Source organism: Pseudomonas gorinensis, from assembly GCF_042015035.1.
Classification (GTDB): Bacteria; Pseudomonadota; Gammaproteobacteria; order Pseudomonadales; family Pseudomonadaceae; genus Aquipseudomonas; species Aquipseudomonas gorinensis.
Genome location: NZ_CP167125.1, coordinates 1052532 through 1073281 on the forward strand (window position 1 = coordinate 1052532; position 20750 = coordinate 1073281).

General features: G+C 62.5%; 19 protein-coding genes. 6 read left to right on the plus strand and 13 right to left on the minus strand.

Going from position 1 to position 20750, the window contains the following annotated elements; all coding sequences use genetic code 11:
* Positions 1–23: 23 nt before the first annotated feature.
* Positions 24–278 carry a DUF6124 family protein gene (locus tag AB7933_RS04655; RefSeq protein WP_024073152.1) on the plus strand — a complete coding sequence of 85 codons (255 nt, stop codon included), beginning with the start codon at positions 24–26 and terminating at the stop codon, positions 276–278.
* A gap of 43 nt (positions 279–321) precedes the next feature.
* Here AB7933_RS04655 and AB7933_RS04660 read toward each other — a convergent pair whose 3' ends face one another.
* Genes AB7933_RS04660 through AB7933_RS04675 form a run of 4 tightly spaced genes read right to left on the minus strand, consistent with a single transcriptional unit; the run spans position 322 to position 2967 of the window.
* Entirely contained in the window at positions 322–645 is a 324-nt protein-coding gene (locus tag AB7933_RS04660) for a DNA-binding protein (RefSeq protein ID WP_024073153.1), read from the minus strand.
* 5 nt (positions 646–650) lie between these two features.
* Positions 651–983 carry a type II toxin-antitoxin system RelE/ParE family toxin gene (locus tag AB7933_RS04665; protein WP_024073154.1) on the minus strand — a complete coding sequence of 111 codons (333 nt, stop codon included), beginning with the start codon at positions 981–983 and terminating at the stop codon, positions 651–653.
* A 56-nt stretch (positions 984–1039) separates the two neighbouring features.
* Positions 1040–1765: a cobalt-precorrin-6A reductase gene (locus AB7933_RS04670; protein ID WP_024073155.1), complete on the minus strand. Its 726-nt coding sequence runs from the start codon at positions 1763–1765 to the stop codon at positions 1040–1042.
* Positions 1762–2967 (minus strand): bifunctional cobalt-precorrin-7 (C(5))-methyltransferase/cobalt-precorrin-6B (C(15))-methyltransferase, encoded by a 1206-nt coding sequence (locus tag AB7933_RS04675; protein WP_024073156.1) that lies wholly within the window; start codon positions 2965–2967, stop codon positions 1762–1764. The genes AB7933_RS04670 and AB7933_RS04675 overlap by 4 nt, the downstream gene beginning before the upstream one ends.
* Before the next feature lie 95 nt (positions 2968–3062).
* On the opposite strand from AB7933_RS04675, the gene cobG reads away from it, so the two are divergent.
* The 5 genes from cobG (at position 3063) to AB7933_RS04700 (ending at position 8354) form a co-directional block, all read left to right on the plus strand.
* A complete protein-coding gene (gene cobG, locus AB7933_RS04680) occupies positions 3063–4352 on the plus strand; it encodes a precorrin-3B synthase (RefSeq protein ID WP_081730317.1) in 1290 nt (429 codons plus the stop codon).
* On the plus strand, positions 4345–4971 hold the full coding sequence (locus AB7933_RS04685) for a precorrin-8X methylmutase (RefSeq protein ID WP_024073158.1): 627 nt from the start codon (positions 4345–4347) through the stop codon (positions 4969–4971). The genes cobG and AB7933_RS04685 overlap by 8 nt, the downstream gene beginning before the upstream one ends.
* Complete coding sequence (locus AB7933_RS04690) at positions 4971–5702, plus strand: precorrin-2 C(20)-methyltransferase (RefSeq protein ID WP_024073159.1); 732 nt, start codon at positions 4971–4973, stop codon at positions 5700–5702. The genes AB7933_RS04685 and AB7933_RS04690 overlap by 1 nt, the downstream gene beginning before the upstream one ends.
* Positions 5702–7339: a precorrin-3B C(17)-methyltransferase gene (gene cobJ / locus AB7933_RS04695; RefSeq protein WP_024073160.1), complete on the plus strand. Its 1638-nt coding sequence runs from the start codon at positions 5702–5704 to the stop codon at positions 7337–7339. Before AB7933_RS04690 ends, cobJ begins: the two co-directional genes overlap by 1 nt.
* Positions 7340–7577: 238 nt before the next feature.
* Positions 7578–8354, plus strand: a complete 777-nt coding sequence (locus tag AB7933_RS04700; protein ID WP_024073161.1) for a hypothetical protein — start codon at positions 7578–7580, stop codon at positions 8352–8354.
* Here the strand turns inward: AB7933_RS04700 and AB7933_RS04705 are convergent.
* From AB7933_RS04705 to accC, 9 genes are all read right to left on the minus strand, one after another.
* Positions 8351–8947, minus strand: a complete 597-nt coding sequence (locus tag AB7933_RS04705) for a MarC family protein (protein WP_024073162.1) — start codon at positions 8945–8947, stop codon at positions 8351–8353. The genes AB7933_RS04700 and AB7933_RS04705 overlap by 4 nt on opposite strands.
* A 475-nt stretch (positions 8948–9422) precedes the next feature.
* The gene (locus AB7933_RS04710; RefSeq protein ID WP_024073163.1) at positions 9423–12194 is read right to left on the minus strand and encodes a hybrid sensor histidine kinase/response regulator; all 2772 of its coding nucleotides are present in this window, start codon (positions 12192–12194) and stop codon (positions 9423–9425) included.
* Positions 12195–12296: 102 nt separating this feature from the next.
* A complete protein-coding gene (purD, locus tag AB7933_RS04715) occupies positions 12297–13589 on the minus strand; it encodes a phosphoribosylamine--glycine ligase (protein WP_024073164.1) in 1293 nt (430 codons plus the stop codon).
* A 149-nt stretch (positions 13590–13738) separates the two neighbouring features.
* Positions 13739–15346, minus strand: a complete 1608-nt coding sequence (gene purH / locus AB7933_RS04720; protein WP_024073165.1) for a bifunctional phosphoribosylaminoimidazolecarboxamide formyltransferase/IMP cyclohydrolase — start codon at positions 15344–15346, stop codon at positions 13739–13741.
* An 81-nt stretch (positions 15347–15427) separates the two neighbouring features.
* Positions 15428–15748 carry a DNA-binding transcriptional regulator Fis gene (gene fis / locus AB7933_RS04725; RefSeq protein WP_002555375.1) on the minus strand — a complete coding sequence of 107 codons (321 nt, stop codon included), beginning with the start codon at positions 15746–15748 and terminating at the stop codon, positions 15428–15430.
* Positions 15745–16758, minus strand: coding sequence for a tRNA dihydrouridine synthase DusB (dusB, locus tag AB7933_RS04730; RefSeq protein WP_024073166.1), 1014 nt, complete (start codon positions 16756–16758; stop codon positions 15745–15747). The genes fis and dusB overlap by 4 nt, the downstream gene beginning before the upstream one ends.
* Positions 16759–16943: 185 nt before the next feature.
* On the minus strand, positions 16944–18197 hold the full coding sequence (locus tag AB7933_RS04735) for a DUF3426 domain-containing protein (protein ID WP_024073167.1): 1254 nt from the start codon (positions 18195–18197) through the stop codon (positions 16944–16946).
* 30 nt (positions 18198–18227) lie between these two features.
* Positions 18228–19106, minus strand: coding sequence for a 50S ribosomal protein L11 methyltransferase (prmA, locus tag AB7933_RS04740; RefSeq protein ID WP_024073168.1), 879 nt, complete (start codon positions 19104–19106; stop codon positions 18228–18230).
* 275 nt (positions 19107–19381) lie between these two features.
* The gene (accC, locus tag AB7933_RS04745) at positions 19382–20743 is read right to left on the minus strand and encodes an acetyl-CoA carboxylase biotin carboxylase subunit (protein WP_024073169.1); all 1362 of its coding nucleotides are present in this window, start codon (positions 20741–20743) and stop codon (positions 19382–19384) included.
* Positions 20744–20750 lie beyond the last annotated feature (7 nt).

Genomic DNA, 20750 nt, shown 5'->3' on the forward strand with positions numbered 1-20750 from the left:
CCACCTTTCTAAGGAGCTTCACAATGATCAAACCCACCCCAAATCCCCCCGTTCGGCTCTTCACCGTGGCCGATGGCATCAGCACCGAAGGCCTGCTGGTCAACCTCAGCGAAACACTTGCCTCGGCCAACGCGCTGAGTTGCGACATTGCCTTTAACCTGGAGGGCGCACCACGCGAGGAATTACTGGGCGTTGCGCAGTTGATCGAGCTGGCGCAGTTGCTGGCTGATCGGGTACACGATGGTGTTGGGCAGACAACAGCCGCAGGCAGCGAATAACACGACTGTGATCGTCCCCACGCAGAGCAGGGGAACGATCAAATTAGGCGGTGGGAACTCCGTGTACCTGCATATCAACGCCCAGGGCTTTTCTAATCACCGCAAAAATCGCCGAGAGATTATCCATGCTTGGATTACCACTGGCTGATAGCATCCGATGCAGGCTTTTGCTCGGTTTGGCGGTTTCCTTTGCGAGTCCTTCAAAGCCCACTGTGGCGTTGACCAAATCGCGCAGAATCACACGTGAAATTTCCGGTTCACCATTGAGAAACAGTGTAGCGGCCTCATCAAGAAGAGCTTGGGCGAATTCAGGATCACGTTGAGCACGCTCGGCGATTGTGTGTTTGTAGCTGCGGGTAAGCGCCATGCTGGTTACCTCTTTTGTTTCACTTTCTTGTCACGCTGATACTGATCGATCAGAGACTTCACGGTCTTGATATCGCGCTTTTGACTGGACTTGTCGCCACCACCGAACAGAATGATTAATCGGTGGCCCTCTTGTATAAGATAAATTCGTAGGCCTGGCCCCCAGTCGATGCGGTATTCGCCGAGCCCATCGAACCATTTGATGTTGCTTGTATTGCCCATTTCAAGTCGAAACAAAGCAGTTGAAACTTTGGTTGCTGCCGGCACACTCAACGATGAAAACCACTCATCGAATGGGCTCAACTGGTTATCGCGTCGGTATTCTTCAATTTCAATCATTGGTCGCCCTGAAGGTAACAAATAGGTTACTAATCAAGCAAGCGAGCGATCCTGACTTATCGAATGAAATCTGCCAACGAATCGATTGTTTCCGCGGGCGACAAAAGCTCCCGATCCACAGCCGCCAACACCGGCCGCTTCAACACCAATACCGGCACCCCACGCTCCCTCGCCACTTCCAGCTTCGGCTCCGTCGCTGTGCTGCCGCTGTTCTTGCTGATCAGCACGTCAATGCCACGCCGTTCGAACAACGCCCGCTCATCCTCGATCAAGAAAGGCCCGCGCGCGCCGATCACTTCACAGCGCTCATTGCCGGGATACACATCCAGCGCGCGCAACGTCCAGAACTGCTCCGGCGGGATCTCATCAAGGTGCTGCAACGGCTCTCGTCCCAACGTGAACAGCGGGCGCTTGAACGGTTTCAACGCTTCAATCAACGCGGCCCAATCGCTCACCTCTCGCCAATCATCCCCCGCCTGCGGCTGCCACGCCGGACGCCGCAACGCCCAACACGGCACACCGCACACCCTTGCTGCCTCGGCGGCATTGCGGCTGATCTGCGCCGCGTACGGGTGGGTGGCGTCGAGAATCAAGCTGATGTGTTCGTCGCGCACAAACTGCGCCAGCCCTTCGGCGCCGCCATAACCGCCGACACGCACTTGGCAGGCGAGATCGGTCGGCACACGGCCCACACCGGCCAGGCTGTAGATATGCTCCGGCCCCAACGTACGAGCGATAGCCAGCGCTTCGGTCACACCGCCCAGCAGCAGGATGCGTTTCATCGCGGCTTGACCACTTCCAGCAGGGTGATCGGAAGCGCCTGCCGCCACGTATCGAATTCACCCAGCGGCTGGGCCTGAGCGACGTGGATACGGGTCAGTTCGCCGCCATGTTGAGCGCGCCAGTTCATCAAGGTCATTTCACTTTGCAGGGTCACGGCGTTGGCGACGAGCCGGCCGCCGGGGCGCAGGTGTTGCCAGCAGGTGTCGAGCACGCCCTCGCGGGTGACTCCGCCGCCGATGAAGATGGCGTCGGGTGCTGTAAGGCCGTGCAAGGCTTCCGGGGCTTTGCCACGAATCAACTGCAAACCGGGCACGCCGAGGGCGTCGCGGTTGTGTTCAATAAGGCCCTGGCGGCCTTCGTCCGCTTCAATCGCCAGTGCGCGACAGCTGGGGTGCGCACGCATCCATTCGATGCCGATGGAGCCGCTGCCCGCACCCACATCCCACAGCAGCTCGCCGGGCATCGGGGCGAGGCGGGCGAGGGTCATGGCGCGGACGTCGCGCTTGGTCAGTTGGCCGTCGTGCCGGAAGGCGGAATCGGGCAAGCCAGCGAGGCGCGATAGACGGGGTGTGTCGCTGGAGGCCAGGCAGTCGATGGCGACCAGGTTCAAGTCGGCGACCGAGGCGTGTTGCCAATCCTCGGCCAAGCCGTCGATGCGCCGCTCATCCGCGCCGTCCAGGTGTTCAAACACTGTCAATCGGCTGGGCCCAAACCCGGATTCGGCCAACAACGAAGCAATCAACGCGGGACTGCCGCCGTCATTACTCAGTACCAATAAACGCACACCCGTGGCCAGATGCGCGTTGAGCGCCGCCACCGGCCGGGCCACCACGGACAGCGTCACCACCTCCTGCAACGGCCAGCCCAACCGCGCCGCCGCCAACGACACCGACGACGGCGCCGGCAAGATCAGCAGTTCTTCAGCCGCCACCTGGCGCGCCAAACTGGCGCCCACGCCATAGAACATCGGGTCGCCGCTGGCCAGCACGCACACAGGCTCGCCGCGCCGCGCCAGTACCGGTTCCAGGGAAAACGGGCTCGGCCACACCTGGCGCTCACCACGAATACACACCGGCAACAGGTCCAACTGGCGCTGACCACCTATAATCCGCGAGGCGCGCAACAGGGCATGCCGGGCATTCCTGCCCAGCCCCTTGAAGCCGTCTTCACCGATGCCTACAACCGTCAGCCAGGGCGACATATCAATTCCTTGAACGACATCCGACGGGCAGGCTTTTCATGCCGCCGGACAAAGCAGGCATAATACCGCGCCTTTACCCGTGAACCGGTAGCCCTGTGAACCCAACGCCCGCTCTGAACACCTTGCGCCCCTCGGCTTGTCCGGGGTTGCTGCGTATCGTCCAGGCGCTGGATGGCGGCATTTGCCGGATCAAATTGGCCGGTGGCTCGATCAGCGCCGCCCAGGCCCATGCCGTGGCGGATGCGGCCCAGGCGTACGCGGGGGGCGTGATCGAGGCGACCAACCGCGCGAACCTGCAGATTCGCGGGATCGGTGTCGAGCAAGACGCCTTGATCGCCAGGCTGCTGGCCGCCGACCTGGGGCCGAGCAACGCCGCCGGGGATGACGTACGCAACCTGATGCTCAGCCCCAGTGCCGGTATTGATCCACAGATGCTGTTCGACACCCGCCCGCTGGCCGAGCAGATCCTCGCCACCCTGCAAAATCATCCGCGTTTCCATGAGTTGTCGGCCAAGTTCGCCGTGCAACTGGACGGCGGCGAGGCCCTGGCGATGCTCGAGCATCATCACGATCTGTGGCTGTCGGCGTTCGTACGCAATGGCCAGACGCTCCTCGCGTTCGGCCTGGCAGGTTGTCCGGGGCTGGATGCGCCGTTGGCTGCCGTGCCGTTGGAGCAGGGTCATGCATTGGTGGTGGCGGTGTTGGAGGCGTTTCTTGACCTCGCCACCCCAGAGCAAACGCGCATGCGCCATCTGGCTGTGGATAAGTTGCTGAGCCGCCTCAGCCTGCCGCTGCTGCCAGCCGACGGCTTCCAGCGCCCGCCCAGCGGTGCTTTGCTGCACCTCGGGAGTTATCCACAGTCTCAAAAAAATCAATTCTACGTCGCTGCCATCGTACCCTTGGGGCGCCTGGATTCGACGATGCTCAGGGGCGTCGCGCAACTCGCCAACGAACATGGCGACGGCACATTGCGCTTCACCCCTTGGCAAGGTGTGCTGCTGCCCAACGTCGAAAAACCTCACGCCGTGACCCAACGCCTGGGGCAGCTGGGCTTCCTCTGCACTCCCGACCAACCCCTGGCGCGCATGACCGCCTGCACCGGTTCCAGTGGCTGCGTAAAGGCCCTGGCCGATACCAAGGTCGACGCCGTGCGACTGGCCTCATTACAGACCGAGCACGAGGTTCACCTGTCCGGCTGCCCACGCTCCTGCGCTGCGGCACATACCGCGCCGGTCACCCTGCTGGCGGTGAGTCCTGGCCACTACGACCTCTATTTTCGCGATGCCGCCCACCCAGGCTTCGGCCGGCTGCACGCGCGCACTCTTTCCATTGAAGCGGCGGGCGCCCTGCTGCGCGCTCGCCCACGGAGCAACACCGATGATTGATTACATCCGCGACGGTCAGGAGATCTATCGCAACTCCTTCGCCATTATTCGCGCGGAAGCCAAGTTGGAGCGTATCCCGGCTGATTTGGAGAAACTCGCGGTGCGGGTGATTCATGCCTGCGGCATGGTCGAGGCCATCGACGGCCTGCAGTTTTCCGAAGGCGCAGGCAAGGCCGGGCGCGATGCGCTGGCTGCTGGCGCGCCTATTCTGTGTGATGCGCGGATGGTCTCCGAAGGCGTGACCCGCGCGCGCCTGCCGGCCAACAACGAAGTGATCTGCACCCTGCGCGACGACAGCGTGCCGGAATTGGCGCGGGAGCTGGGCAACACCCGTTCCGCCGCCGCACTGGAGCTGTGGCGCCCGCACCTGGCAGGCAGTGTGGTGGTGATCGGCAACGCGCCGACGGCTTTGTTCTACCTGCTGGAGATGCTCGACGCCGGTGCGCCGAAGCCGGCGCTGATCCTGGGGTTCCCGGTCGGTTTTGTCGGCGCCGCCGAGTCCAAGGCCATGCTGGCCGCCGATAGCCGTGGCGTGCCCTTCGTGATCATGCAAGGCCGCCTGGGCGGCAGTGCCATGGCCGCCGCTGCAGTCAATGCCCTCGCCACGGAGGTCGAATAATGCCGGCACGCGGACGTTTGATCGGCCTGGGCGTCGGTCCCGGTGACCCGGAGCTGATCACCCTCAAGGCCCTGCGCCTGCTGCGCGAGTCGCCCGTGGTGGCGTACTTCGTGGCCAAGGGTAAGAAGGGTAACGCCTTCGGCATCATCGAAGACCATCTGGTGCCGCAACAGACCCTGATGCCGTTGGTGTACCCCGTGACCACCGAAGCGCTGCCGGCGCCGCTGTCCTATGAGCAAGTGATCAGCGACTTCTACGACGGCGCCAGCCTCGACGTCGCCGCGCATCTGGACGCCGGCCGCGACGTGGCGGTGATCTGTGAAGGCGACCCGTTCTTCTACGGCTCCTACATGTACTTGCACGACCGCCTCGCCGAGCGCTACGAAGCCCAGGTCATCCCGGGCGTGTGCTCGATGCTCGGTGGCGCCTCGGTACTCGGCGCGCCATTGGTGTATCGCAACCAGAGCCTGTCAGTGCTCTCGGGTGTGTTGCCCCATGACGACCTCAAGCGCCGCCTGGCGGATGCCGATGCGGCGGTGATCATGAAACTGGGGCGCAATTTCCCCAAGGTGCGCCAGGTGCTGGAAGAACTCGGCCTGGCCGAGCGTGCGCTGTATGTGGAGCGCGCCACCATGGCCAACCAGAAGATCGTGCCGCTGGATCAGGTGGAGCCGATGTCGTCACCGTATTTCTCATTGATCATCGTGCCCGGTGAACGGTGGCAAGGTTGATGAAGCCGGCGATTGTCATCCTTGGCCAGGGCAGCCTGGCCACTGCGCGCAAGATTCAACAGGTTTACCCTGGCGCGCTGATCCATGGCCTGGCCGGGCGGGTCGACGGCGCGGACCAAGCCTACAGTGAGTTCGGTGCGACCCTGCGCCAGCTGTACCAGCAAGGCACGCCGCTGATTGCGTTGTGCGCGGCCGGTATCGTGATCCGCACCCTGGCGCCGCTGCTGCTGGAAAAAGGCGAAGAACCCGCCGTGCTGGCCGTGGCTGAAGACGGCAGTGCCGTTGTACCGCTGCTGGGCGGCCTGGGAGGCGTAAACGTCATGGCGCGGGATATTGCCGCGGCCCTGGGCGTGCACGCTGCGATCACCACCAGCGGCGAGTTGCGTTTCGGCACCTGCCTGCTCAACCCGCCGGCGGGCTATCAACTGGGTGACCTGGAGCTGGGCAAGCGCTTTGTCTCGGACCTGCTGGCCGGCGAAAGCGTGCGCATCGAAGGTGCCGCGCCGTGGCTGGACCAGGCCAACCTGCCGCAGGATCAGCAGGCGCGCCTGGCGATTCATGTGGGCAATACCGAGCGTGCGCCTGCGGCCAATGAATTGCTGATCTATCCGAAGAACGTCTGCGCTACGTGCAAGCCCGGTGCGCAGTTGGCGGCGCGTGTGCGCACGGCGTTGCATGACGCGGGGATCGCCGTGCAATCCCTGGCCTGCCTGTTGGCCAGTGAGACGCAGATGGCGCAAGCATCGTTGCAGGATGCCGCGTTGGCGTTGGGCGTGCCGCTGCGCTTCGCCAAGGTGGAGCAAGACGCAGAGATCATGATCACTGTCGCCGAGCAGCCCCTGGATGTGTCGCAAATTGGCCGCGCGCGTGGGCGCCTCGCCGTGATCGGCCTGGGCCCTGGCGCGGCCGAACTGATGGTTCCGGCGGTGAAGGCCGAGCTGGCGCGTTGCACCGATGTGCTGGGCTATGAAACCTATGTGCGCATGGCCGGGCCTTTCCGTGACGACCAGGTGCAGCACTGCACTGATAACCGTGAAGAAATGCAGCGTGCGCGCCACGCGTTCGAGCTGGCAGCCCAAGGCCGTTCGGTGGTGGTGGTGTCGTCCGGCGACCCTGGTGTATTCGCCATGGCTGCGGCGGTGATCGAGGCGTTGCACGAGTCCAGTGACCCGGCGTGGCATCAGGTCGACCTGGAAATCCTGCCGGGGGTGTCCGCCAGCCTGGCCACGGCTGCCCAGGCAGGCGCACCGTTGGGACATGACTTCTGTGTGATGTCGCTGTCGGATAACCTCAAGCCCTGGGCGATTATCGAAAAACGCCTGGACCTCGCTTCCCAGGCCGACCTGGCCCTGGCGTTCTACAACCCGATCTCGCGGGCGCGGCCATGGCAATTGGGGCGTGCCCTGGAAATCGTCGCGCAGCACCGCACGGCCGACACGCCGGTGGTACTGGGCCGCGATATCGGTCGCCCCGGCCAGACCCTGCGGGTCACCACGCTGGGGCAACTCACGCCCGACCAGGTGGACATGCGCACCATGGTGCTGGTCGGCTCATCCACCACCTGCACGTTCCCACGTGCCGGTGGCGGTGAGTGGGTGTACACGCCGCGCTGGTACGGGGCCAAGCCCGTCGCCTGAAAACGGCCCCGCAGTGGCCCGAAAGCTCCGAGTGACGATGGGTGAACACCTGCCGTTATGCGGGGCTTTTTCTTTTTTTGTCGATGAAAGCCGGAAGGCCGGGGGATACGCCCAACGATCGCTGGGAGGCGTTTTTCGCGGTGTGTTCGCAAGCGATGTTTGTCGTCTGGAAAACCCGCCAGCCCCTGGACTAGTGTGGTCACACGCCCTATGTGGGGTGCTTGTGGAGAACTGGAAAATGGAGCGACATCACAGAAGGATCAATCACACCAAACGGCGCAAGTTGATCGCCGCGTACAAACTGCCTGGGGCGCCTGGGGCGCAGCCGGTCAAGATCGACGTCGAGGATGACTGCAATGCGGCGGTGGTGAACAACGGCGTGAATTCATTTGCCGACGGCCTGAGCGGCCTGAACCGCGAGTACATTCGCAAAAGCTATCTGCTGGCCAGCAGCTACGTGAGCGATGTGTTGAAGGTCCACCGGGGTACCGAGCAGTGGTACGACGAATTCATCAAGGTCATGGTCAGCCTGGGCTGGCTGCCGGTGCGCAGTCGCTTCGAGCGGGTCTCAGGCTCTGGCAAGGGCCTGACGGTGCAACTGGCGGCGTTGAATATCATTGCTGCCATGCTGGCGTCGACATCCCTGAGCGGACCCTGGCTGGAGGCGCTGCCGAAGTTGGCGGCCGATGCGTTGGAAGCCTTGAAGCAACAGCCGGCTTCTTTCGAGCTGTTCAAGCGCAATAGCACCGTACGCCAGGGCGGTGATTTCGGCCTGGCATCCTGCGCCGAGCGCGACGGCGAAGTGATGATGGTGCTGGTGACCTACAGCAGCCAGGGCGTGAGCAAGCAGGTGGGCTTGCCGTTTCTGGAGTGGGACAGCTCGTCGTTCGAGGCTTTCAGCGGGCAAACCTGCCTGGTGCTGAATACCTCGGTGGTCAACGAAAAAACCATCCAATTGATGCGTGAGAGTGCGGGGGACAAAGTCCAGCTGGCAATCGCCAAGTACCGGATCTAGGGCACCAGGTAACCGCGCACGCCGGTAAAGATGATTTGCGCAGCGAGGGCGCACACGAACAACCCCATCAACCGGCTGACAATCTGTAAGCCCTGGTCGCCGAGAATGCGTTCGATACGGTTGGACAGGTACAGCACCACGCCCACTGTGAGGCTGGCCAGGGCGATGCTGAGGATGGCGGAGATCTTGTCATCCCAATGGGGCTGGCTGACGCCCATCACCAGCAGCGCACCGATAGTGCCGGGGCCGACCGTGAGCGGGATCGTCAGCGGCACAATGGTGACGTCCTGTTGCACGTTGTCGGTCTGTACCGCCGACTTGCCCTGGGCCATCCCCAGGGCGGAGATAAACAGCACACTGCCGGCGCCGATGCGGAACGCATCCACGGTGATGCCGAATACACTGAAAATCACCCGGCCGAACAGGTAGAGCAACACGCTTGAGATCAGGGTCGCCAGCGCCACTTTCCAGGCCAGGCGCCGCCGCTCCTTGCTGGAGTAGCCACGGGTCAGGCTGATAAAGCAGGACAGTACGAAGAACGGGCTGTAGAGCACCAGCATCTTCAGGTAAACGCTGAATAGCACGTGGAGCATGGGAGCGGCTCGTGGGCGGGGAAAGTGTGGAGAGTCTATCAGGCGTCAGAGATCAAATGTGGGAGGGCGCGTGCCCCGATGACCATGGGTATCTGCCCCACTTTTCAGCCCCAGACAAATCCCCCCTGTGGCGAGCGGGCTTGCCCCGCGTTGGGCTGCGAAGCGGCCCCAAGCCCAGCCTCTACAGAGTGTCTGATACACCGCGTTCTTTTTTTACTGGGGCTGCTGCGCAGCCCAACGCGGGGCAAGCCCTAATGCCGTTCAGTTAAGCGTACATCGCCTTCTGTAGGAGCGAGCTTGCTCGCGAAAAACGTCAACGATAACGCGTGTTTCCTGAGTGAACGCGGCGCCTGTGAGTTCTTCGCGAGCAAGCTCGCTCCTACAAAAAAGCCTTAACTGAACGGCATTAGGGCAAGCCCGCTCGCCACAACAAGCGGGCTTGCCACAACAGTTCTATCTGCCGGGTGTTCTGCGTTCAGGACGGGGCGTGTTCCGGGCGTTGTTGACGCTGCGCCACCCAGAACTCCACCAATTCGCGCAGTTGTGACAGCTCTACCGGCTTGGCCATATGCCCGTCCATTCCGGCCTGGCGTGCGCGTTCTTTATGTTCCGAGAGGATGTGCGCCGTGAGGGCGACGATCGGCGTGCGGATGCGTTGGTGGCTGACCTCCCACGCACGCAATTGCTGGGTCGCCGAGAAGCCGTCGAGGATCGGCATTTCACAGTCCATCAATACCAGGTCGTAGCGCTGGGCTTTCATCGCTTCCAGGGCTTCTTCGCCATTGCTGGCGGTGTCCGGGTTGAGGTTGAGCTTGCCCAGCATGCCGCGGATCACTTTGGTGGAGATGCTGTTGTCTTCAGCGACCAGGATGCGGAAATCACTGGGCACGGTGACAGGCGCTGGCACGCTCAGGGGCGCGCGGGGCTGTACATTGCCTTTGCTGCGCTGGGTCAGCTCGTCGGCCAGGGTGGTCTTGAGGGTATAGCCGGCCACCGGCTTGGCGAGGATGCGCTTGATCCCGCAATTGCGCGCAATGATCTTGCTCGGCGCGTTGCTGATGCCGGTGAGCATGATCAGCAGGATGTCGTGGTTCAGGCTCGGATCTTCCTTGATTTTCGCCGCCAGTTGCATGCCGGTCATGCCCGGCATGTTCTGGTCGAGCAGCACCACATCGAAGTAATCACGCAGGTGCGCCTTGGTGCGCAGTAGCGCCAGGGCTTCCTTGCCCGACGGCACGGCGCTGACGTTGAGGCCCCAGGCGGTGCATTGCTGCACGAGCACTTTGCGGCAGGTGTCGTTGTCGTCCACCACCAGTACCCGCGCGCCCTTGAGCGGGCCATCGAGGTCGGAGGTCGGGTGCTCCAGGCGTTCCGGGTCCAGCGGCAGGGTCAGCCACAGGGTGCTGCCCTGTTGCGCGCCACTCTTGATACCAAATTCGCCATTCATCAACAGGATCAGTTGGCGTGCGATCACCAGGCCCAGGTGGCCGGTCAAGCGCGTCTCCGACAGGAAGTTCTTGCTGTGCAACTCACTGTGCAGCAACGCGTCGCGCTCGGCGGCTTCCATCGGCAGGCCGCTGTCTTGTACGGCAATGCGCAGGCGCGGCTTGGTGCTGCGTTCGTCCAGTGCCACGACGATCAGCACTTCACCTTCGTCGGTTTTCTGCAGGGCGTTTTCCAGCAGGCTCAGCATCGCCTGGCGCAGGCGTGTCGGGTCGCCGCTGATCACGCGCGGCACCTGGGGCTGGATAAAACTGATCAGCTCGACGTTCTGCTGCTCGGCCTTGGCGCGGAAGATGCTCAGGCAGTCTTCGATCAGGGCATTCAGGTCGAACTGCACGTCGTCCAGTTCGATTTGCCCGGATTCGAGCTTGGAGATATCGAGAATCTCGTTGATCAGCGTGAGCAGTTCATTACCGGCGCTGTGAATGGTCTGCACATAGTCGCGCTGCTTCACCGACAAAGGCGTGCCCAACAGCAGTTCGGTCATGCCCAGCACGCCGTTCATGGGGGTACGGATTTCGTGGCTGATTTTCGCCAGGAACTCGGCCTTGGCGGCGATTTCGGCATTGCTGGCGGCCAGGTCGCGGCTGACACTGAAGCGTTTTTCGACAATCGCGCGCTGGCGCTCGCCCAGCGCCAGGCTCATCAGCAGGCCGCTGAGGCAGACAAACCCGAGCAAGGTGATGATCAGGCCTTGGGGTGCTACCAGTGTCAGACCGAGCAGGGCGGGCAGGATGATCAACGTGCCGATGTTGAATACGACCATCGCCGCCACGAACAGCCGCGCCGGGCGGTAGCCTTTTTGCCAGTGGTAGGCCGAGACAAACAGCATGCTCAGGCCCGCCAGCGCTACCAGGACGTAGGTGATGATGTTCAGCGGCAGGGTATTGACGAACAACAGCAACAGGCCACACAGCACGATCAGCAGGATGTCGGCCATCAGCAGCTTGTTCAGCGGGTGCGGGCCCAGGGGCATGAAGAAGCGGTAGGCAAACATCAGCCCGCAGGGTGCAGTCAGCAGCAGGGCGAGGTAGGCGCCTGGCGTCTGGATCGCGTGCCAGTCGGGCAGCCATGGCCCCACCAGGTTGAGCAGCAGCGCCAGGCTGAGCATCAACAGGCCTTCGCACGCCGCCAGCCACAGGCTGCTGCGCGAGCGGTGGTAGGCGAAGCGTGTGAGGTTGTGCAGGATCAACATCAACAGGCAGCCGAACAGCAGGCCATAGATCAGCGTCTGGTTCTGGTCGGCGGCAGCCAGGACGGCCGGCTCCAGGGTGATGTAGGGGCGCAGTTCGTGTTCCGAGACCAGGCGCAGGTACACCTCGAGGGGCTTTTGGCTCTGGGGCATCGGCAGCATGAAATCGCTGCTGGGCAACGGGCGTTCCGCCTGGGGCTGGCGGGTGCCGGTGCTCTGTTGTTCGATCAGGGTGTCGCCGTCCAGCACATAGAGGCTCAGGTGTGAGACGTCCGGGGCGAATATGCGCAGCACTTGCTCGTGCTTGCCGGGCTGCAGCTTGAAACGTACCCACAACGCACCGTCCGGCGCGGCGGCGGTAATCCGGTCCAGTTCGATGGGGCTGAATTGATTGGTGTAGCGCGAGGAACGGATGTCGCTCAGTTGCAGGTCGGCCTGTTCATCAAGCAATACCGCCCAGCCACTGCCTTGCGCGGCGGCCTGGGCCGGGAACAAGCAGAGCAGTGTCAGCAGACTGACAGTAAAACCTATGGCGATCCTGAGCCAGCGCACGGCGAAATCCCTTCGTAGGTTGATGCACGGTTAACTATGCGCGGGGAGGCCTGTATACGGCAAGGGCCAGAGGCCCTTGCCTAACCGAACGGATAGCTAGTGTTACTGGTTTTCGCCACGTTCGCGTGCAATGGCGCGATAACCGATGTCCGTGCGGTAGAAACAGCCTTTCCAGTCGATCTTCGCCGCCAGCTTGTAAGCCTGTTGCTGCGCAGCGTCGACACTGGCACCCATCGCGGTAGCGCACAACACACGGCCACCCGCGGTGACAACCTTGCCATCCTTGAGCGCGGTGCCCGCATGGAACACCTTGCCTTCCAGCGTAGCAGCCGCGTCCAGGCCTTCAATCACATCGCCTTTGGCGTAGTCGGCAGGGTAGCCGCCGGCTGCCAGCACGATGCCGACGCTCGGGCGTGGATCCCACTGTGCTTCAACCTTGTCCAGCGCCTGGGCGAGGGCGGCTTCCACCAGCAGCACCAGGCTCGATTGCAGGCGCAGCATCACGGGTTGGGTTTCCGGGTCACCGAAGCGGCAGTTGAACTCGATGACTTTCGGGTTGCCGGCCTTGTCGATCATCAGGCCGGCGTACAGGAAGCCGGTGTACACGTTGCCTTCGTCGGCCATGCCGCGCACGGTTGGCCAGATCACCAGGTCCATGACGCGCTGGTGCACCTCGGCGGTCACCACCGGGGCTGGGGAGTAGGCACCCATGCCGCCGGTGTTCGGGCCGCTGTCGCCGTCGCCGACGCGCTTGTGGTCCTGGCTGGTGGCCATCGGCAGTACGTTCTTGCCGTCGACCATCACGATAAAGCTGGCTTCTTCGCCGTCGAGGAACTCCTCGATGACCACGCGCGAACCGGCATCACCAAACGCGTTGCCGGCGAGCATGTCGCGCACCGCGTCTTCGGCTTCCTGCAAGGTCATGGCGACGATCACGCCTTTACCGGCGGCCAGGCCGTCGGCCTTGATCACGATCGGTGCGCCTTTTTCACGCAGGTAGGCCAGGGCCGGCTCGATCTCGGTGAAGTTCTGGTAGTCGGCGGTCGGGATCTTGTGGCGCGCCAGGAAATCCTTGGTGAAGGCTTTCGAGCCTTCCAGCTGGGCCGCGCCGGCGGTTGGGCCGAAGCAATCCAGGCCGCGGCTGCGGAACAGGTCCACGACACCGGCAACCAATGGCACTTCCGGACCGACGATGGTCAGGGAGACGTTTTTCTCGGCGAAGTCGGCCAGTTGTTCCAGGGCCAGTACGTCGATGGCGACGTTTTCGCACTTGGCTTCGATGGCGGTACCGGCGTTGCCGGGGGCGACGAAGACTTTCTGGACGCGTGGGTCCTGGGCAACTTTCCAGGCCAGGGCGTGTTCACGGCCACCGCTGCCAATGATCAAAACATTCATGTCAAAAACCTCTGTGAAACGCTGTGCTTTCTGTAGGAGCGAGCTTGCTCGCGAAGATCGTCAACGATGACGGGGGGCATCTGGCTCCCCGTGGCGTTTTCGGGCTTTTCGCGAGCAAGCTCGCTCCTACAGTAGGAAAGCAGTGGTGTTTAGTGACGGAAGTGGCGCATGCCAGTGAAGACCATGGCGATGCCGGCTTCATCAGCGGCGGCGATCACTTCGGCGTCACGCATCGAGCCGCCCGGTTGGATCACGGCAGTCACGCCAGCTTTCGCGGCATTGTCCAGACCGTCGCGGAACGGGAAGAACGCATCGGAAGCCATCACTGAACCTGCGACCTGCAACCCGGCGTGTTCGGCCTTGATCGCGGCGATACGCGCCGAGTTCACGCGGCTCATCTGGCCGGCGCCGACACCGATGGTCTGGCGGTTCTTGGCGTAGACGATGGCGTTGGACTTCACATACTTGGCCACTTTCCAGGCGAAGATCAGGTCGTTGATTTCCTGCTCGGTCGGCGCGCGCTTGGTCACTACCTTCAGGTCGGCGCTGCTGATCATGCCAATGTCGCGGCTCTGGACCAGCAAGCCGCCATTGACGCGCTTGTAGTCCCAGGCGGCGGCGCGTTCGGCCGACCACTCGCCGCAGGCCAGCAGGCGCACGTTGGCTTTCGCGGCAACAATGGCGCGGGCTTCTTCGCTGACGGAGGGCGCGATGATCACTTCGACGAACTGACGCTCGACGATGGCCTTGGCGGTCTCGGCGTCCAGTTCACGGTTGAAGGCAATGATGCCGCCGAAGGCCGACTCGGTGTCGGTGGCGTAGGCCAGTTCGTAGGCCTGGCGAATGCCGCCTTCAGCGTCGGGGCTGACGGCCACGCCGCATGGGTTGGCGTGCTTGACGATCACGCAGGCGGGCTTGACGAAGCTCTTCACGCATTCCAGCGCGGCGTCGGTATCGGCCACGTTGTTGTAGGACAGCTCTTTGCCTTGCAGTTGGGTCGCGGTGGCGATGCCCACTTCGGCCGGTTTGGCTTCCACGTAGAACGCCGCGCTCTGGTGCGGGTTCTCGCCGTAGCGCATTTCCTGGGCCTTGATGAACTGGCTGTTGAAGGTGCGCGGGAACTGGCTGCGGCCTTCAGTGCTCAGGGTTTCGGCGGCCTGGTTCACGGTGCCCATGTAGTTGGCGATCATGCCGTCGTAGGCGGCAGTGTGTTCGAACGCCTTGAGCATCAGGTCGAAACGCTGGGCGTAGGTCAGGCCACCGGCCTTCAGGCTTTCCAGTACTTGGGCGTAGTCGCTGGCGTTGACCACGATCGCCACGTCTTTGTGGTTCTTGGCCGCCGAGCGCACCATGGTCGGGCCGCCGATGTCGATGTTCTCGATGGCGGTCGGCAGGTCGCAGCCTGGCTTGTTGATGGTGGCTTCGAACGGGTAGAGGTTGACGGCCACCAGGTCGATCGGCTTGATGCCGTGTTCGTTCATGATCGCGTCGTCGACGCCGCGACGGCCGAGGATGCCGCCATGGATTTTCGGGTGCAGGGTCTTGACCCGACCGTCCATCATTTCTGCGAAACCGGTGTAGTCCGCGACTTCTACTGCGGCCACGCCGTTGTCCTGCAGCAGTTTGAAGGTCCCGCCCGTGGAGAGGATTTCCACGCCCAGGGCTTCCAGCCCCCGGGCAAATTCGAGGATCCCGGTCTTGTCGGAAACACTGATCAAGGCGCGGCGGATCGGCAGGCGGGTAGTCTGGTCGGTCATTTCAATTTCCATCAAAAGCAAAGGAGTCAGCAAAAAAGGCGACCGGTTTTACGCGGGCGCCTTTCTGGTTGGATTGAATGCTTACAGCAAATCGTATTGTTTGAGCTTTTTGCGCAAGGTGCCACGGTTGAGGCCCAGCAGCTCACTGGCTTTGGTCTGGTTGCCCTTGACGTAGTTCATCACGCTTTCGAGCAAGGGTGCCTCGACTTCGGAGAGCACCAGGTTGTACACGTCCGTGACGGAAGCGCCCTCAAGGTGGGCGAAATAATTGTGCAGCGCCTTCTCGACACTCCCGCGAAGGGTCTGGCCTTCTTCGCTCGGCGTGTTGAGGTGCTGTTTCAAATTGACGTTGTCGCTCACGGGTGTTGTTCCACTCACTAAAGTCTCGGTCATCATCGTCATGCGGCCACCCCCTTTCCGTCCCCTGTCCCCAGGCTCTTGTAACGTTCGCTGAAGAACTCACGAACGTTGGCGCACTGTGCTTCCGTATCATCCAAACGATTGAAGTGGGCGCGGAACTCCCTGGCGCCCGGCAGGGTTGCGAGATACCAGCCGACATGCTTGCGAGCAATGCGTACTCCCATCACGTCTCCATAGAAGGCGTGCAGGGCGGCCAGATGCTCTAGCAGAATACGTTCCACCTCGATCAACTCCGGTGCCGGCAGGGTTTCGCCCGTACGCAGAAAATGCTCGATCTCACGAAAAATCCACGGTCGCCCCTGGGCGGCCCGGCCAATCAACAGGCCATCGGCACCGGTTGCGTGCAGCACGCGCCGGGCTTTCTCGGCTGAATCGATATCGCCATTGGCAAACACCGGCATCGACACCGCCTGCTTGATCGCGGCAATGGTGTCGTACTCGGCTTCACCGGTGTACAGATCGGCGCGGGTGCGGCCATGTACCGCCAGCGCTGTAATACCCGCCTGTTCGGCGATCTTCGCCACCGTCAGGCCATTCTTGTTGTCCCGGTCCCAGCCGGTACGAATCTTCAGGGTCACCGGCACATCCACTGCGGCGACAACGGCCTGCAGGATCTCGGTGACCAACTGCTCGTCCTTCAACAACGCCGAACCGGCGGCCTTGTTGCAAACCTTCTTGGCCGGGCAGCCCATGTTGATATCAATGATCTGCGCACCCAGCTCCACGTTGGCTCGGGCCGCATCCGCCAGCATCTGTGCATCTCCACCGGCGATCTGTACCGAGCGGGGCTCGGGATCACCTTCGTGGATCATGCGCATCCGCGATTTGCGGGTGTTCCACAAGCTCATGTCGCTGGTGACCATTTCCGAGACTACTAGACCCGCGCCCAAACGCTTGCACAGCTGACGAAAGGGCTGGTCGGTGACGCCCGCCATGGGGGCGAGAATCAAGCCATTCTGCAATGTGTATGGGCCGATGCGTACCGCCGACATAGGACTTCCCTGTTGTGGGGCCGGATCATTAGAGTTCGAAAAAGGGTTGGCATGATACCCGCTCTCGATGACTGGATAAAGGCTGAATTGGATAAAATCTGAACAGTTATTTCTTTATCGCCACCGGTTTGGTCGCCGGTGACTCAGTCTGGAATCTGTCGTAAAGCTTCGCTGCGTGAACCGATTCACTCGGGCGAGTGGAAGCTCAGGCTGTAATTCACGGCTTTGTTGCCCGGATCGAGGATGTCCAGGGAGATATGGATCGGCGTCTGGGAGGGCATTTCGCTCACCCCGGCCAGCTCGCCACTCAGGTATTCGGCGGGCTTGAAGCGACGACTGGCGATCAGGCCGCCGTTCAAATCGGCAAAGCGCAGTTCCAGCAGCGGGAATGGCTGGGAAAACGTCGCGCGGTTATAGATGATCGCGTCCACTACCAGCGCCCCGGCGAAGTCCGGATGGCTGCGTACCACCAGGTTGCTGCTCTTGATATGGGCGATATCGACGCGCGACGGCACGGTGCAGCCCAATGTCGGGCATAACTGCTGGAACCATGGGCGGTAGGCGTCCTGGCGGGCCAGGTCGTCGAATTGATAGGCGATGTACTGGCCGGCAAGGCCGGCGGCGGCGATCAGCACCAGCAACAGCCAGATCAGACGACGGCCCCAACCCGACGGGCGTTTCTGCGCGTAGAGGTGCAGCGGGTCGTCTTCCAGGTCCTGGAGGACATCGTCGTGGGCACCGGTCTCGGCGCGCGGGCGTTTGCGGCGGGGCAGGGGGCGTTCTTCGGGGGCTGCCGTGTCTGCTTCGTCGGTAATGGGGGTGACGGGCGGGTCGAGTTCAGCCGCGTCATGGGTGGCATGCAGCGGTGGTTCGTCATCGATATCGTCCATGCTGAATGACATGGACGGTTCGGTGCGCTGTCGGGGCGCCGTTGCCTTGGCTGGCTCAGGTTCGTCTTCAGCGGCTTGGGTGCGTTCTTCAGGCGGCTCGCTGAACAGGCTGGCGGCCCACTTTTCTTCCTCGGCCTTGACGGTATCGCGGCTGGCGCTGAGGGACTCTTCTTTTTGCCGGCGGTCGGAGCCGGGTTGGCGACGCTCCGCACCCACCGGCTGGGTGTGCTGAATCTCGCGGCGTTCCAGCTTGGCCAGTTCTTCGTCCAGGTCCAGGTTATCCAGGTCCAGCTCTTCGGCTGTCCACTGCTTCTGGCTGATTGCCCGTGTTGTCTCGGGCGCTGCCTGCGGGGCTGGCTCAAGGGCCGCCGGTGGTTCCACAGCGGCGGCGGGCGCGTGGGCGCGCTGCTCGAGTAACTGGCGAGCGGCGTTGAACACTTGCAGGCACGAGCCGCAGCGCACTACGCCGCGGGCCACGCTCAACTGAGCGTGGTTGACGCGAAAGCGCGTTTGGCAATGCGGACATTGGGTGACGAAACTGTCGGTCATGCGGCCATCCGATTCAGGCAAGCGCTCATTCTAGCGCCGACGCCCGCTGATGCGTACCCAGCCATCGCGGTTGGCGATCGGATCCAGCTCGAAATCCTTCGCGTACGCGGCGGCAACGTCTTCGCCTTGCTCGGCAAGGATACCCGACAGCGCCAGGCGGCCACCCGGCTTGACCAGGCTCGACAGCTGCGGCGCCAGGGAGACCAGCGGGCCGGCGAGGATGTTGGCCACCAGCACATCGGCTTGCACCTGGGGCAAGTGCTCCGGCAGGTACAGTGGGAATTTGCCTTCAGGGATGTTGTTGCGCCCGGCGTTGTCGCGGGAGGCTTCCAGGGCTTGTACGTCGATATCGGTGCCCACGGCTTCCTTGGCGCCCAGCAGCAGGGCGGCAATCGCCAGGATCCCCGAGCCGCAGCCGAAGTCCAGCACGTGGCTGTCGGTCAGGTCCTGGCCGTCCAGCCATTCCAGGCACAGGGCCGTGGTCGGGTGGGTGCCGGTACCGAAAGCCAGGCCCGGGTCGAGCAGCAGGTTGACTGCATCCGGCTCAGGGGCGGCATGCCAGCTTGGCACGATCCACAGGCGCTGGCCGAAACGCATTGGCTGGAAGTTGTCCATCCAGCTGCGTTCCCAGTCCTGGTCTTCGATCACTTCACTGTGGTGCTCTGGCAGCGGGCCACCGGTGAGCAGTTCCATATGGGCGAGGACGGCGGCGGCATCGGTGCCGTCTTCGAACAGGGCGAGCAGATGGGTATGGGACCACAGCGGGGTGGTATTGAGTTCCGGCTCGAAGATCGGTTGGTCTTCGGCGTCCATGAACGTCACCGACACCGCGCCCACTTCGAGGAAAGCGTCTTCGTAGGTTTCGGCTTGTTCTGGGCTGATGGCGAGGCGGACTTGCAGCCAAGGCATGGCGGGCACCTTTGAATAAAAATGAGTGTGCGACGAGCGAGGTCGCGAAAGCGCGCAAGTTTACGCCAGCGAACAGCAGAAGACGACACTACTGACTGCACGCCGGTCAAATGTGGGAGGGGGCTTGCCCCCGATGCAGTGTGTCAGTCTCAGTATCTGTCACTGATCCACCGCTATCGGGGTGCCCCCTCCCACATTTGGACTGTGTACATCTTCAAAGTAGAGGGCCCACAAACAACAAAGCCGCCCGAAGGCGGCTTTGTTGGGTGGAACACTTACTGGTTGGCCAGCTTGTGTTCCAGGTAGTGAATGTTCACACCACCTTCGCAGAAGCCTTCATCGCGAACCAGGTCCCGATGCAGCGGGATGTTGGTCTTGATGCCGTCGACCACGATTTCGTCCAGGGCGTTGCGCATACGGGCCATGGCCTCGTCGCGGGTGGCGCCCCAGGTGATCAGCTTGCCGATCAACGAGTCGTAGTTGGACGGGACCTTGTAGCCGCTGTACAGGTGCGAATCGACGCGAACGCCGTTGCCGCCTGGGGCATGGAAGTGCTTGACCAGGCCTGGGCTCGGGATAAAGGTCTTCGGGTCTTCGGCGTTGATCCGGCACTCCAGGGAGTGGCCGTGGATCTTCACGTCGTCCTGGGTGAAGGACAACACGTTGCCGGCGGCGATGCTCAGCATCTCCTTGACGATGTCGATACCGGTGACCATCTCCGAAACCGGGTGCTCTACCTGCACGCGAGTGTTCATCTCGATGAAGTAGAAGCGACCGTTCTCGTAGAGGAACTCGAAGGTACCGGCGCCACGGTAGTTGATGTCGATGCACGCCTTGACACAGCGCGCCAGGACTTCCTGGCGGGCTTTCTCGTCCAGGCCCGGTGCTGGTGCTTCTTCCAGTACCTTCTGGTGACGACGTTGCAGCGAGCAGTCGCGATCACCCAGGTGGATGGCGTGGCCCTGGCCGTCAGACAGAACCTGCACTTCCACGTGACGTGGGTTGGTCAGGTACTTTTCCAGGTAGACCATCGGGTTGCCGAACCAGGCGGCAGCTTCCGAGCGGGTCTGCTTGGCCGCTTCGATCAGTTCTTCTTCCTTGTGCACCACGCGCATGCCGCGACCACCACCGCCACCGGCGGCCTTGATGATCACCGGGTAACCGACTTCGCGACCAATGCGCAGGGCGGTTGCCTCGTCTTCAGGCAGCGGGCCGTCGGAGCCAGGCACGGTGGGTACGCCGGCGGCGATCATGGCGTCCTTGGCCGAGACCTTGTCGCCCATCAGGCGAATGGTTTCGGCTTTCGGGCCGATGAAGGCAAACCCGGATTTTTCCACCTGTTCGGCGAAATCGGCGTTTTCCGCGAGGAAGCCGTAGCCCGGGTGGATGCCATCAGCGCCGGTCACTTCAGCGGCCGCGATGATGTTCGAGACTTTCAGGTACGAGTTCGTGGCCAGTGGCGGGCCGATGCAGATGCTTTCGTCCGCCAGTTTCACGTGCATCAATTCGGTATCGGCCGTCGAGTAAACAGCGACGGTCTTGATGCCCTCTTCCTTACAGGCGCGCAGGATACGCAGCGCGATCTCGCCGCGGTTGGCGATCAGGACTTTTTGCAGTTTCTTCGCAGGTTTCAACATCGAAGGC

Coding starts and splice junctions, on each gene's coding strand:
- AB7933_RS04655 (WP_024073152.1), top strand. CDS start 24: ATGATCAAACCCACCCCAAATCCCCCCGTTCGGCTCTTCACCGTGGCC.
- AB7933_RS04660 (WP_024073153.1), bottom strand. CDS start 645: ATGGCGCTTACCCGCAGCTACAAACACACAATCGCCGAGCGTGCTCAA.
- AB7933_RS04665 (WP_024073154.1), bottom strand. CDS start 983: ATGATTGAAATTGAAGAATACCGACGCGATAACCAGTTGAGCCCATTC.
- AB7933_RS04670 (WP_024073155.1), bottom strand. CDS start 1,765: ATGAAACGCATCCTGCTGCTGGGCGGTGTGACCGAAGCGCTGGCTATC.
- AB7933_RS04675 (WP_024073156.1), bottom strand. CDS start 2,967: ATGTCGCCCTGGCTGACGGTTGTAGGCATCGGTGAAGACGGCTTCAAG.
- AB7933_RS04685 (WP_024073158.1), top strand. CDS start 4,345: ATGATTGATTACATCCGCGACGGTCAGGAGATCTATCGCAACTCCTTC.
- AB7933_RS04690 (WP_024073159.1), top strand. CDS start 4,971: ATGCCGGCACGCGGACGTTTGATCGGCCTGGGCGTCGGTCCCGGTGAC.
- cobJ (WP_024073160.1), top strand. CDS start 5,702: ATGAAGCCGGCGATTGTCATCCTTGGCCAGGGCAGCCTGGCCACTGCG.
- AB7933_RS04700 (WP_024073161.1), top strand. CDS start 7,578: ATGGAGCGACATCACAGAAGGATCAATCACACCAAACGGCGCAAGTTG.
- AB7933_RS04705 (WP_024073162.1), bottom strand. CDS start 8,947: ATGCTCCACGTGCTATTCAGCGTTTACCTGAAGATGCTGGTGCTCTAC.
- purD (WP_024073164.1), bottom strand. CDS start 13,589: ATGAATGTTTTGATCATTGGCAGCGGTGGCCGTGAACACGCCCTGGCC.
- purH (WP_024073165.1), bottom strand. CDS start 15,346: ATGACCGACCAGACTACCCGCCTGCCGATCCGCCGCGCCTTGATCAGT.
- fis (WP_002555375.1), bottom strand. CDS start 15,748: ATGACGATGATGACCGAGACTTTAGTGAGTGGAACAACACCCGTGAGC.
- dusB (WP_024073166.1), bottom strand. CDS start 16,758: ATGTCGGCGGTACGCATCGGCCCATACACATTGCAGAATGGCTTGATT.
- AB7933_RS04735 (WP_024073167.1), bottom strand. CDS start 18,197: ATGACCGACAGTTTCGTCACCCAATGTCCGCATTGCCAAACGCGCTTT.
- prmA (WP_024073168.1), bottom strand. CDS start 19,106: ATGCCTTGGCTGCAAGTCCGCCTCGCCATCAGCCCAGAACAAGCCGAA.
- accC (WP_024073169.1), bottom strand. CDS start 20,743: ATGTTGAAACCTGCGAAGAAACTGCAAAAAGTCCTGATCGCCAACCGC.